The 13,536-nt window shown below is 60.5% G+C and carries 9 protein-coding genes and 1 pseudogene; 4 read left to right on the top strand and 6 right to left on the bottom strand.

Annotated elements, in window-relative coordinates:
• Positions 1 to 243: 243 nt before the first annotated feature.
• From AC1D2R_RS17135 to AC1D2R_RS17120, 4 genes are all read left to right on the top strand, one after another.
• Positions 244 to 1,527 carry an alpha/beta hydrolase gene (locus AC1D2R_RS17135; RefSeq protein WP_477968972.1) on the top strand — a complete coding sequence of 428 codons (1,284 nt, stop codon included), beginning with the start codon at positions 244 to 246 and terminating at the stop codon, positions 1,525 to 1,527.
• Positions 1,528 to 1,555: 28 nt separating this feature from the next.
• Positions 1,556 to 3,721, top strand: a complete 2,166-nt coding sequence (locus AC1D2R_RS17130) for a mechanosensitive ion channel family protein (RefSeq protein ID WP_477968652.1) — start codon at positions 1,556 to 1,558, stop codon at positions 3,719 to 3,721.
• A 367-nt stretch (positions 3,722 to 4,088) separates the two neighbouring features.
• Positions 4,089 to 4,919: a polyphosphate kinase 2 gene (gene ppk2, locus AC1D2R_RS17125; protein WP_477968650.1), complete on the top strand. Its 831-nt coding sequence runs from the start codon at positions 4,089 to 4,091 to the stop codon at positions 4,917 to 4,919.
• Between the two features lie 71 nt (positions 4,920 to 4,990).
• Positions 4,991 to 6,745 carry a SulP family inorganic anion transporter gene (locus AC1D2R_RS17120; protein ID WP_477968648.1) on the top strand — a complete coding sequence of 585 codons (1,755 nt, stop codon included), beginning with the start codon at positions 4,991 to 4,993 and terminating at the stop codon, positions 6,743 to 6,745.
• 441 nt (positions 6,746 to 7,186) lie between these two features.
• Here the strand turns inward: AC1D2R_RS17120 and AC1D2R_RS17115 are convergent.
• The 6 genes and pseudogenes from AC1D2R_RS17115 to AC1D2R_RS17090 form a co-directional block, all read right to left on the bottom strand.
• Positions 7,187 to 8,432 (bottom strand): annotated as a pseudogene (locus AC1D2R_RS17115) (hypothetical protein).
• Between the two features lie 149 nt (positions 8,433 to 8,581).
• On the bottom strand, positions 8,582 to 9,313 hold the full coding sequence (gene hutC / locus AC1D2R_RS17110; protein ID WP_477968646.1) for a histidine utilization repressor: 732 nt from the start codon (positions 9,311 to 9,313) through the stop codon (positions 8,582 to 8,584).
• Entirely contained in the window at positions 9,306 to 10,382 is a 1,077-nt protein-coding gene (locus AC1D2R_RS17105) for a zinc-dependent alcohol dehydrogenase (protein WP_477968644.1), read from the bottom strand. Before AC1D2R_RS17105 ends, hutC begins: the two co-directional genes overlap by 8 nt.
• Before the next feature lie 12 nt (positions 10,383 to 10,394).
• Positions 10,395 to 11,717, bottom strand: coding sequence for a histidinol dehydrogenase (gene hisD / locus AC1D2R_RS17100; protein ID WP_477968642.1), 1,323 nt, complete (start codon positions 11,715 to 11,717; stop codon positions 10,395 to 10,397).
• Between the two features lie 50 nt (positions 11,718 to 11,767).
• On the bottom strand, positions 11,768 to 12,568 hold the full coding sequence (locus AC1D2R_RS17095; RefSeq protein ID WP_477968640.1) for an ABC transporter permease: 801 nt from the start codon (positions 12,566 to 12,568) through the stop codon (positions 11,768 to 11,770).
• Entirely contained in the window at positions 12,565 to 13,509 is a 945-nt protein-coding gene (locus AC1D2R_RS17090) for an ABC transporter permease (RefSeq protein WP_477968638.1), read from the bottom strand. Before AC1D2R_RS17090 ends, AC1D2R_RS17095 begins: the two co-directional genes overlap by 4 nt.
• Between the last annotated feature and the right edge of the window lie 27 nt (positions 13,510 to 13,536).

Below are 13,536 nucleotides of genomic sequence, written 5' to 3'. Positions count from 1 at the left end.
GGATGCCGGTCCCTTGTACCGTCCGTTCGAGGGTGGTCACCGCGGCAGACGCGTCCGATCTACAGCCTCGATAGGAAGCCGTTCGGGACCGTAACATACGCGATGTTACGGGTAAGTTCTGCAGACCTCGCATAGCGTCTCTTCTCAGGCCTCGAGTTGTCCGCCGATGTTGGGCGGAGACGGGGCCAAAGTCGGGGCCACGAGGAGCCAGTAGTGAGTAGAGTGAATTGTGTTGTCGATTGCATGAACCTGCATGTTCCCCGCCTCCTGAAATCGATCATCGTCTGTGCCGTTCTTGCCGTGCCGGTCGGCTGCGGCGGCCGACCGAAGGACGTGCTGACTCCGGTCGCCGACAGCTCTCCGATGTCGACCAAGGTCGACATGCTCATCACGACGACGCGCAGCCGCTCCACCGTACCGGGCGAGATGTTTACGGGCGAACGGGCGCTTGCTCCAGCCTTTGCCGACATCACCGTGTCCATCCCGCCATCAAACGTCCGCAAGGTTGGAGAAGTTGCCTGGCCCAAGAAGCTCCCGTCCAATCCAAGCACGGACTTTGCGACGCTAAAGGCCGAGGAGATCACGCGCGACGACGCCAAGAAGTGGTTGAGCGCGGCAGTTCGAAAGAGCCGCGACGGCAGCGTTTTGGTGTTCATCCATGGATTCAACAATCGCTTCGAAGACTCCGTGTACCGCTTCGCCCAGATCGTCCAGGACTCCCGCATTCACAGCGCGCCGGTGCTGGTGACGTGGCCATCGCGCGGCAGTCTGCTGGCCTACGGCTATGATCGAGAGAGCACCAACTATACCCGCAATGCCTTGGAGAACCTCTTCCAGTTTCTCGCGAAGGATCCCGAGGTGAAGGAGGTTTCCATCCTTGCGCATTCCATGGGCAACTGGCTTGCCTTGGAGGCACTGCGCCAGATGGCCATCCGCAACGGCCGGCTACCTGCCAAGTTCGAAAACGTGATGCTTGCATCGCCGGACGTCGATGTCGACGTATTCCGACAGCAGATCGCCGACATGGGCAAACAGCATCCGAACTTCACATTGTTCGTATCCCGCGATGACCGCGCGCTGGCAGTCTCGCGGCGGGTGTGGGGCGACGTGGCACGGCTCGGAGCGATCGACCCTGAGCAGGCGCCCTACAAGAAGGAATTGGAAGACAACCAGATCACCGTCATCGACCTTACGAAAGTGAAGGCGGGCGACAGTCTCAACCACGGGAAGTTCGCGGAATCGCCCGAGGTCGTTCAGCTCATCGGCGCCCGGATCTCCGAAGGGCAGACCCTCACCGACAGCAAGGTCGGCCTCGGCGACAAGATCCTCGCTGCCACCACTAGCACGGCTGCAGCGGCTGGCAGCGCGGCGGGCTTGATCCTCGCGGCGCCTGTGGCGGTCGTCGATGCCGACACCAGAGACAACTATGCGAGCCAGGTGAGCGGACTGACGGGTCCCACGGGTGCCAAGCGGAAGTCATCTGCCTGCAATCCCGGCGTCCACTCGCAAGAGACGTGCGCGCGCTAGCCGTCAGATGACAGGACAGGAGAGACACATGGCAGCAGTCCCGAACTTTGCATCGGTTCGAAGGGTGTTCTGTGCGGCGGCATTGCTGCTGTTTGCCCTCATCACCGTTCCGGCAGCAGCGCAGACCCAGCCAAATCAGAGCCAGCCAGTTCCGAACTCGCAGCCGGAAAGCGTTCAACGGTTCTTGGCGATGTTCGCCGATCCCGCGGTCCAGACCTTCCTGCAGCAGCAGGCTGCCGCTGCGCGGACGACACCGGAACCCGCGGCGCAGGCGAGAGACACCGACGTTTCCTTCGGTGAGTTTACAACACGCTTTCGCCGCCACATCACTATCTTGCTTGCAGCGGCGCGGTCCTTCCCCACCGAGGCGATGCGTGGGGCGGCGCTCCTTGAGCGCGACGTCGAAGCAATCGGCACGCGACCGATTTTCCTGGTCGCGGCCTTCGTCATAGCAGGTCTTGCGACGCAATGGGTGTTCTGGCGGTTCAGCACGGGATGGCGGCAATGGATGTCGTCGCGTGCGCCCATCTTCACTGTCCGGGAGAGACTGGTGGCTATAGGGGCAAGACTGCTTTGGGCCGTCTGCTACGTTCTCGCCTTCGGGCTGGGCAGCATCGGATTTTTCCTTGTGTTCGAGTGGTCGCCGCTCGTGCGCGAGATTGTCGTCGGCTATCTGTTTGCGGTCGTCATCTTCCGTCTTGCGAGTGCCGTCTTCGACGTGATCCTGGCCCCGCATCGACTGGAACAGAACCAGTTCCGACTTGTGCCGGTCACCGATGAGGTCGCCAAGCACTGGGCAAAACGGCTGGGCTATGCAGTGGGATGGTATGCCTTCGGCTGGGTTACTATCCGCCTGCTCGGCAGTCTTGGCTTCTCCGTTGAGGCGCGGCAGCTCGTGGCCTATTCGCTTGGTGTCGTCCTTCTCGTCATCGGCATAGAGGCTGTCTGGCGACGGCCCGTCGAGTTCTCGCTGGCTCAAAGCTGGATCGGCATCAACGCCCGTAAATGGCTGTGGACCGCCTACTTCACCGCGGTCTGGCTGCTATGGGTGGTCGGCGCGATCAGGCTCTTCTGGATCGTGGTCGTGTGTGCCGTGCTCCCAGGGGCGATCGCCCTCACCAAGGCCGCTGTCAACAACGTTTTGCACAGCGCGAATGCGGAAGAGGAGAGCAGAAAAAGCACCGTCGCATCGGTTATCGTGGAGCGCGGCATACGAGCTGTCCTGATCGTTGGCGCGATCTTTTTCCTCGCGGATATGCTTGATATCGAGCTGACACGGATGACGATGCAGGACTCCCCCGCCCTCCGGCTGATCCGTGGCGTGTTGAGCGCCGGGATCATCCTCATGGTCGTGGATCTTGCCTGGAGCGTCGTGAAGGTCCTGATCGATCGCAAGCTTTACGACACGGAAGCCGTCCTCGAGATCGGCAGCGAGCGGGAGCGGCGTCGGACGCGCCTAAGGACGTTGCTGCCCATCCTGCGCAACTTCCTGATGATCCTGTTCGCCGCAATCGCGATCATGATGGCATTGTCCTCTTTGGGCGTTGAAATCGGGCCGTTGATCGCTGGTGCCGGTGTCGTCGGCGTCGCCATCGGCTTCGGGGCACAGACGGTCGTGAAGGACGTCATCAGCGGAATGTTCTATCTGCTCGACGACGCCTTCCGGGTTGGCGAATACATCCAGAGCGGCAGCTACAAGGGCAACGTCGAGTCGTTCAGCCTGCGGTCCATCAAGCTCAGACATCATCGCGGTGCAGTCTTTATCGTCCCCTTCAGCGAACTCGGCGCCGTTCAAAACCTCAGCCGCGACTGGGTGATCGAGAAGATGACGATCACCGTGACCTACGATGCCGACATCGAGAAGGCGCGCAAGATCATCAAGAAGATCGGCCTGGAGCTGTTCGAGGATCCTGAGTTCAAGGCAACCACCATCGAGCCACTGAAGATGCAGGGTATCGACAGCCTGGGCGATTCCGGACTTCTCCTGCGAATGAAGGTGATGACACAGCCAGGCCAGCAGTTCACGTTGAAGCGACGGGCGCTGCGGATGATCCATCAGGCATTCAACGAGAATGGGATCAAGATCGCTGTGCCGACAGTGCAGGTCTCGGGCGGGAAGGACGATGGCATTGCCGCTGCCGCCCAGCAGACGCTCGCAGCACAGAACGCGGCGATCACGGCGGGCTCCACGTGAAGCCGGCGCTCCGACATCAGCGAGATACAACTCGAAGGAAGAACTTGAATCCTTTCGAAGACGCTTGCAACCGGCCGTTCTCATGATTGTCAGCCCATTGGCTCACGTCGTTCCCAACAAAAAATTTGTCTGAACGGCATTCGAGTCGTCGGGATCGCTGTTCCGTTGAACTGAGGGATGGGGCCCCTGGGCACTGTTGCCGGTCCGTCATCCAAGTCGGCCACAGATGCTACGCGATGCTACGGGTATATCGTCTCCAAACGCGTTAGAATCGCCGCTATCGACAGACCGGCAGGCTGGAGGCTGAGCTCGCGTCCTCGTGGCGATTGCATAACTGAGACAACAACTTGATTCACTGGAGGGAGCCATGACCAAAATACACGCCGTAGACCTTGAAGCCCCTGCAGAAGGGAAGAAGAAGAAGGACAAGTCGTGGAACTACGACAAGGAAATCAAGAAGCTTCAGGTTGAGTTGGCGCACCTGCAGGCCTGGGTGAAGAAATCGGGCGCGAGGATCGTGATCATCTTCGAAGGGCGGGACGCCGCGGGCAAGGGCGGGATGATCAAACGAATTACCGAGAAAGTGAGCCCGCGTGTGTTTCGTGTCGCTGCCCTGCCTGCGCCGACCGACCGCGAGAAGTCGCAAATCTACATGCAGCGGTATCTTGCCCACATGCCTGCGGCCGGGGAAATCGTGATCTTCGATCGCAGTTGGTACAACCGTCCCGGGGTCGACCGTGTCATGGGGTTTTGCAGTGAAGAGAAAGTGCAGAGATTTCTGGAGCTTACTCCGCGTTTTGAGGCGGCAATCGTGGAAAGCGGAATTGTCCTGCTGAAGTATTTTCTCACGGTCACAGAGGAAGAACAGGAACGTCGTTTCAAGCGGCGTATCGAAGACCCGCTGAGGCAGTGGAAATTGAGCCCGATGGATGTGGAGTCCTATCGCAAATGGTGGGATTACACGCGTGCCTATGACGATATGCTCCGTACCACCGACCATGAGCAGGCTCCCTGGTGGCTCGTCCCGTCGGACGACAAGAAACGTGCCCGTATCAACTGCATTTCGCACATACTCAAATCCATCCCCTACCAGCGCGTCAAATTCGACGAACCGGATCTCGGCAAGCGCCAGAAGCGGCCATCCGACTATCACGAAAGTACGAGCGTCGTGCATGTTGTGCCCGACCTGACAAGCTAGGGGTCGTGCCGACTCCATCGCAGAAGGGGTGATCGGCGTGTCAACTGATGCGACGGCACCCGCCAAACCGAATGGGTCAGAATTTCACGTTGGAGATGTTCGTCGCCGTGCTGAACATTCCTCTGATATCAAGCCTGAAAGAGTATCGGGCCGAGTGGCTCCGGTACGATCTGACCTCCGGGCTGGCCATCGCCGCGGTTGGCTTGCCAAGCGCAATCGCCTATCCCGCGTTGGCCGGGTTGCCGCCGGAGGTCGGAATCTATGCCAGCATCCTGTCGGTACTTGGCTATGCCCTGCTCGGCTCGTCGCGCCAGCTCATCGTGGGGCCCGATGCCGGCACGGTGACGGTGCTGGCGGCGGTTCTCGTTTCTTTCGGGCTATCGTCGCCAGCCGAAAACGTCATGGCTTCCGCGGCCATCGCCGCAATGGTCGGGCTCCTTTGCTTTCTGGCAAGCTTCCTTCGGCTGGGCTTCATCGCCAACCTCCTCTCGCGTCCGATCTTGACCGGATTTATGACCGGCATCTCGCTGTCGATTCTCATTGGACAGATCGGCCGCTTCACCGGCGTGAAGATCGAGAGCGACGGGCTGTTCGGGCCGCTACTCGAAATCGCAAAAAAGTCGGACCTGATCCACTGGCCTTCGCTCTGGTTGGGGGCAGGACTGTTCGTCATGCTCCGGTTTCTCGGCAAATGGCTCCCATCTGTGCCGGGGCCGCTTGTTGCCATGGCACTCGCGACGGCCCTGTCCTACGCTTTCAATTTCCAGGGGCTGGGTATTCGTGTTGTTGGCGCCGTCCCTTCACAGCTACCATCGCCGTCGATACCAATCCCGAATGTTGCCATCGGCGACCTGGTCCTTGGGGCTGCCGCCGTGCTGATCGTCAGTTTTGGTGCGGGCATCGTGACCGCGCGCAGTTTCGGCGCCAAGAACCGATACCCGGTCGACGCCAATCGTGAACTCCTTGGGTTTGGCGCGGCGAACCTGGCCTCAGGACTGTTCGGCGGATTTGCTGTCACCGCCTCCGATTCCCGCACTGCCATCAACGACCTCATGGGCGGCAAGACCCAATTGGCCGCTGTCTTCTCGGCTGCCGCCCTCGCCCTGACGGTGCTGTTTCTGACCGATGCTTTGGCGATCCTGCCGACGCCCGCGCTCGGGGCTGTACTGGCGTCTGCCGCGGTAAGCCTCATCGACCTTAAGGGCCTTCGCGAACTGTGGCGGATCAGTCGGATCGAGTTTCTCTTTGCCCTTATCAGTATTGCGGGCGCCCTCAGCCTCGGCGTCCTGCAGGGGGTGATGGTAGCTGTGGTCGCGACGCTGCTATATCTCGTGATGCAAGGAATGACCCCGCGCGATGCATTGCTCGGTCGCATTCCCGGACGCGACGGCTTCTACAAGCTGCATCGCTATCCCCAGGCAAAGCCAGTTCCCGGCGTGGTAATTTACCTCGTTCAGGGCAGTCTGCTGTTCTTTAACGCAGAACACGTCAAGAGCAGAATCGAGGAGATCTTCGCGACGCTGGCACCGGATACAAAGTGGTTCATTCTCGATGCAGGCGCAGCCGCTCAGATCGACAGCACCGCAGCGGTGATGCTCGACGAGGTAAGGGCAATGGCACAGGAGCGGGACATAAAGTTCGCGATAGTGGAACTGCACAGCGAGCCACTGGAAATCCTCGAACGCTCCGGCGTCCTTGCGCGTATTGGCACCACCATGGTCTTCGACGAACTGGAAGAAGCGGTAGATCTTGTTGAATACCAACCGGTCGTCGAGCGCAGAGATGGCGATGATGCGGCTGGTCAATCTCCTGATGTTGCTCAGTAGCCTAACATCCCATCGAGACGCAGCGAAGGCCGTCGGGAAAACATCCGTCCCTGGTTCGCCCTCGAAGATGCAGCCTTCGTAGGAGGTGGCTCCTGCGTACGGGTGTTCAACAGCCAGATGACCGCGCCGTCGGAGGAATGCACTGCACCGACGGTTTCGGCGAAGGATATTACGGTAGTCCGGAACGGCTTCTCGATCCGGGTGCCCGCCTGGCGAATTCCATCGTGGAGTCTGTCGATCAATCAATCGATCGCGGAGCGCTTTGTCACCGAGCTGGGCCGCGACCTCGAGGACGGCACGTGGACATGCAACGTGGACAGTTGCGATCGCAGCCATCTTTCGAGGCTCCTTTCGCCCCATCATCGCGAACGCACGAGGGGCCGCCGTGAAGGAAGAGCTTCGGGCACTGAAATCGCTTGCGGGACTATTTCCAACCTTCCATCATTCACCATTTCCAGCGTACCCGCAGACCGGGCCATCGGGATCGATCGCGTCGAGGAACCGGGTGATCACATCGCTGCCTTCGGCTGGATCGCTGCCTGAAATGACCGCGACAGAAAATGCGAGCAGCGACGAGGATGGGGTATGCGTGCTTGCACCTGCCCGAAGATTCATCACCAGCGTGGGGCAGAGAAACAGGCCAAGCCGCAGGACAGCGCGCCAGTCGGCGGGCAACATGTGACGCGCCTTAAGTTCCGCGAGAAGCGGCCTCCAGAGATCGTCCGCTTTCGCGTCCAGCAAGCCTTGCCGTATACGGCTGAGTGTCCAATCCGTCTCGACAGCCAGCACGCCGTCCGCATATTGCGCCTCTACGCGGTATCGGGCCTCCACCTCGCCCGGATCGTAGAGCCACAGCGGATGCGCCAGCACGTTGTGAAAGGTTGCCTTGACCTCGGCAAGAAGGGTTGGCACATGACGACCCGCAAACGCCGGGTCGAAGAAGGACAGCGTCGCGTCCGCGCCCTTGGCGCTATACCAGACATTCGCGTTGTGGGCGTCGCCGTGCGCGGTCACACCCCCGGCATCCGCAAGCCGATCGGGCTGAAGCCTTTCAGCGGCGTCAGCGAAAAGTTCCCCAATCGTGCGCCGATATCGCCGGCCGTTAATGACGAAACGGGCTCGGGAGAAAGCGTCCCATTCGAGGTCGAGACCGGGGAAGCGGAATGTTCGGCCGATGTAGAAATCAGCATAGCGTCCGCCCGGAACGGAGCGGGTCTTCGGGTCGATCATCCGCTCCTGGAAAAGCCGGTGGATAGGTTCGGAGGCGACTTCTTCCACCGTGACCGTGTGCAGCGTGCGGCGGTAGACAGCAAGAAGCTCGGCTGAAGCCGGCGTTCGGCAGAAATCGCCACGGCTTCCTGTCCGCGTCTGGTTCGATGTCCAGCGCGCGCAGGACATCGGAAAAGCGCGGATCGCTCCGTCGGCGGTAAATCAGGATCTGTTCGCCGGGAAAAACGGACATGTGGACGGGCTGGTCCACCGGCAACCCAGCCTTCGCGAGAATATCGGCACGATAGTATTCGCCGGACATCGCTTCCTCGCCCTCTTCCTGGTGAAACTTGAAGAAGAAATCGCCTTCGTCCGTCTCGAAGAACCCGTTGAGCGAATTGAGACTATAGCGATCGTGATTGATGGCGATGTTGTGGGCATCGATACTAAAGACATCCCGCAGAAGCGATCCCAGCATGGATACCGCCCCGGCTTCGTTCGTGCACGCCATACGGCGTATTTCCGCGGTTCGGCTCGATGTCGACATTCTGGAGACCTTTCATTCCGATCCGGCCGAGGATCGCTGGTTGACTTGCACCCTGGCTGGACTGGTGTCGCAATCGGGGCTCAGCGTATGGACGCAGGAAAATACCGGCTGCCGAGCGTATAGCGGTTGCCGCTGTAGGTAAGCCTGTTGACAGTCGCGACCACTGAGCCAGACCAGGTTCGGCGATGCAGCAACAGGCAGGGATCACGCGGCTGGATCATGAGGAGGCGAGCCGTCTCCTCATCGGCGGCGACTGCGGCTATGACATGCTCGACCTCCGTCAGCGGCGTACTCTGTTGCAGATAATCGTAGGTCGTCGTCGCGCCAAAATCCTGCTTGTCGTAGTCGGGTACAAGGTCGATGTTGACGAACCTCTCTTCCAGCTGCACCGGGATGTCGTTCTCGAAGTGCACGACCATGGAATGGCCGACGAGCCCGCGCGTTCCGGATTCGAACGCTGCGAACAGGTCCGAGCTCAACGGGATCGTTTCCAAAACGATGACTTTCGCCCTGTGCCGGCCACCGCGCTCGTGGATTTCGCTGGCGATATTATTGATCTCGATCAGCGCCGACTGCGGTTTCGGCGGCGCAACGAACGTGCCGACCCCCTGAATTCGGATCAGATACCCGTCCGAGGTGAGTTCACGCAGAGCCCGATGCACCGTCATGCGCGAGACACCCAGCTCGGAGACAAAATCATGTTCAGACGGTAGTTTATGGTCCCGTCCCCATTTGCCGCTGCCAATATTCTGCAGGACATAGTCCTTGACCTTCTCGTAGAGCGGCCCCGCTGTCGCTGGAAGATTATTCATTTCCGCTCGCCTTTTGAGGATCGATGTCGGTGGTTCCGGCGACCGACGCGCCATCCTGCGGACGGACACGCACTATCGTCTTCAATCCGGTTGACCGCCCGCTCAGAAGCCGTTCGTAGGCTGACGGAATAGCCTCGATCGCTATTACTTCGTCGATAAGCGATCGCAACGCCGGCTCGAGCCCGGGTAGCATGGAAACTGCGTCGGGAAGCTCGTCTGCGAAAGCGTGGCAACCGACCAGCGATATCTCGCGCTCCACAAGAATGTTCGGATCGAGATCGATGCGCCCGTGGGTAATGCCGACCAGGGCTATGGACCCGCCGCCGGACACGAGATCGACCAGTTTGGTCAACACGTCGATATTGCCGGTCGCGTCAATGGCGTAGCGCAGGACCTTTCCACCAAGCGTCGCGTGTATGGATCTGCTGTCGAGTTCGACGACCGAAGCCCCAGTCGCATCGGCAACACGGGCAGCACGCGCCCGATTGCGGTCGGCGACGAGCAGCTGCCCATCATGCAACTGCGAGAGAATGAGTGCGGCGAGCCCACCGATCGGGCCGCAACCGGCGACCAGCACCGCTTCGCTGGCCTCAACAGCCTGCTTACGCACCGCATGGAGAGCAACCGCCAATGGCTCGGCCATGGCTGCGATGGCGGGATCGAGGGAGGGTTCATGCCTGACAAGCAGACGCGCCGGCAATTCGGTCTCCTCGGCAAAGCCGCCATCGCAAACCTCGCCGACGAATCCGAGCTGTTCGCAGACATTGTGGCGTCCGCTGCGGCAGGCCGCGCATTCGCCGCACCAATAGCGGCTATCGGCAACTACGGCGTCGCCCACAGCAAGTCCCGTGACCCCCTGCCCCATTGCCATTACTACGCCAGCAAACTCATGTCCGACAACACAAGGCGACCGGCTGATCCACTGCCCGGTGCGATAATTGTGCAGGTCCGATCCGCAGATTCCAGCGGCGGTCACGGCAAGCCGCACCCAGCCAGGTTTCGGCGCGCCGGGCGTTCCGATCTCCTCGACCCGCAGATCACCGGCCGCATAGAGTCTCGCCGCTTTCATCACCAGCTCCTCTCAGCGTGGGAGATAGGCGGTGCGGATATCCGACACCGCGTTTTCATGCGATGAGAAGCCTTCGTAGCGTGCAAGCGTGCGGGCATGCTTGGCGAACTCCGGATAGGCGGAAGCCGTCACATAACCGATCGAGGAGCGCTTGACGAAATCGGTTACCGAGAGCGGTCCATAGGTGCGCGCCCACCGGCTGGTCGGCAGGACAGCGTTCGGTCCAAGGCCGAAATTGCCGATGCTGACCGGGGTATGGGGGCCCATCAGAATTTCGGCGGCTTCGGTGATATGGCCAAGATGAGAGAAGGAATCGGTCGAGAGGATTTCCAGATGCTCGGGCGCATAGTCGTTGATGAAGCGATAGCTCTCTTCGACCGAGGACGTGAGCACGATGCCACCGCATTTGCCGCCAAGCACGGCGCTGGAGAATTGGACCCTCTGTTGCGTCATGCGCGCCCAATGTTCGGGAAGGGACTTCAGCGCCTCTTCCGCCACACGGCGGCTATGAGTCACGAGATAGGCCGACGAGTCCGGGCCATGCTCCGCCTCGACAAGCAGGTCGAGCGCCGCCAGGCCACCGCTGACCGTATCGTCGGCGAAAATGACGGCTTCGGACGGACCGGCGGGAAGACCAGGATCGATAACGCCGCCAAGCAGTCGTTTCGCCGCGACAACCCAGGGGCTGCCCGGGCCGACGATCTTCAGCGCCGGCTTGATCGTTTCCGTGCCGTAGGCTGCGGCTGCGACAGCCTGCGCGCCGCCGCATTTATAGACGGTTTCAACGCCAGCAAGGCGCGCAGCAACCAATGTTGCAGCATCCACCGAACCATCTGGCGCAGGCGGCGTGAAAATGGCAAGTTCCGGCACACGTGCCACGACCGCGGGAACGGCGGTCATCATCGTCACCGACGGAAACGCACCCTTGCCGCGCGGGATATAGAGCGCAACCGACTGGATCGGCGTGAAACGGTCGCCGGCAAAGGCTCCAGGGCGCATCTCCTTCAGCCACATCGCCTCCGGTTTCTGCTCCTCGTGAAAATTCCGGATATTTTCGATGCCGAACTGGATGGCTTCGATAACATCCTTTTCCACCAAATCGAAAGCAGCATCGAACTCGGCTTGCGTTGCCTTCAGCCTGCTTCCATCAAGGTCGGCCTTGTCGAGTTCACGGCCGAAGCGCACCAGCGCGGCGTCGCCTTCGGTCCTGACGGCCTCGATGATCGGCTTCACTTTCTCAATGAACCCCGACAAATCTGTTTCCGAGCGGCGAAGCAGTGCCGCGCGCTCAGTGGCATCGAGTTTGTCGAGTTCGTAGAAGGAGACGTTGGTCATTTGAGTTCCCTTGCTATGGGCAGGCGCTTCCGCCGCCCCGCATCCTGTTGTCATTTGGATTTGAGGAAGATGTCGAGCCCGACCAGCCGATCGAGCACGAAGATGGCTCCCGCTGCGCAGGCGATGAAGACCACCGAAATCGCCGCGAGATCGGGCGTGATGATCGAGCGGATCGAATTGTAGATTTGCACCGGCAACGTCACGATGCGGGCATCGACGAGCAACAGGCTCACCAGGAATTCGTTGAGCGCCAGAATGAACATCAAGAGCGATCCGGTGATGATGCCCGGCGTGACGGCGGGCAGCGTCACGGAAAGGAAGGTCTGCACCGGACCCGCGCCACAATTGGCGGCGGCCAGTTCCAGATCGGGATCGAGGCTCGCAGCGCTTGCCGTCACTGCCCAGATCATGAATGGCAGGTTGATGACGCTGCAAGCGATACCGACCGGCCAGAGCTGGCCGAGAATTCCCGCATTTCCGAAGACCAGCATCAGTCCGATGCCCGAACCGATCAACGGAATGGTGAAAGGCAACAGCAAATAGACCTGAATCGACTTCTCGAACCGCACCGCATATTTGGCGAGCGCGATACCGGCCAGCGTGCCTACGGGGATAGAAACGAGCGTGCACACCGCCGAGACATAGACCGAACGCAGGAAGGCGTCGCGAAGGTCGGTTGCCTGCAGGATCGCCGCATACCATTTCAGCGACAGGCCGTCCGGCGGGAAAGTGATGATGTTGCCCGAGGTAAAGGAGGCGCCGAGCACCACAATCGTCGGCGCCGACAGCATGAGGAGTGCGATGGTTACGAAGCACCAGAGCACGATGGATTTGCTGATCGATCCACTCACTGGCGCGCCCTCCCCATGGCGAGCGTTCCCGCTCCGAAAAGCGTGAAGACAAGACCGACGAGAAGCGAACCTACGGCGACCAGCATCAGGGCCAGCGTAGCGCCAAGCCCTTGATCGGAGGTGCGGAAGAACTGGTCGTAGATGGCGTTGGCGATGAAATCCTGTGATCCGCCTCCCAGGATCGCCGGCATGGCGAAGTCGGTCAGAGACAGGGTCATCACCACGAGGCCGGCGCCGACGAGGCCGGGGCGTGCCAGCGGGAGCACCACATGGGTGAAGCTGCGCACCCAGTCGGCACCGAGCGAACCCGCTGCAGTTTCCAGCTCCTCAGGTATCGCGGTCAGCGCCGGAGCAAGCATCAATACCGCAAACGGCAGCATATATTGCACGAGGCCGAAGAGCACGGCCGAATAGTTATAGAGGAGCCGGATGGGTGCGATGCCGACCAAACCGAGGGCCTCGTTGACCATGCCCTGATTGCCGAGAATGATCAGCCAGCCATAGGCGCGCACGACCTGGCCGATGAAGAAGGGCAGGAAGAGCGCTATCAACAGGAACTTGCGAAGCCCTGCCGAGCGGGTGCGCACCATCAGATAGGAATAGGGAAAGGCAAAGATCAGCGTAACGACTGTGACGATCAGCGACCCCAGGAGACTGCGCGTGGCCACGATGGCAAAGAGCGGTTCGCTTATCGCCTTGCGGTAGTTCGCCAGTGTGTAGTTTTCAGAGAGCAGGAAGGTGCTCGTGTCGAGCGTCCTCAAACTGCTGTCACCGATCTGAATGAGACCGAGAACGAGCAGGCCGACCAGCAGGAGCGCCGGCGCCAGCATCAGATAGGGGATGGCGCGCTTGAAGTTCGCCGGCCAGACGAAGGCGGCGAATGCTTCCAGCGCGTCCATCACACGCCATGTCAGGGGATAGGCTGTTCGGGCTGCTCGCATAGGAAATTCCCGGCATTGGACCTGAAT

It is taken from the genome of Rhizobium sp. P1_C7, assembly GCF_056406295.1.
Note: the sequence above shows the minus strand (reverse complement) of the source record. Positions and strands in the feature narration are given on the sequence as shown.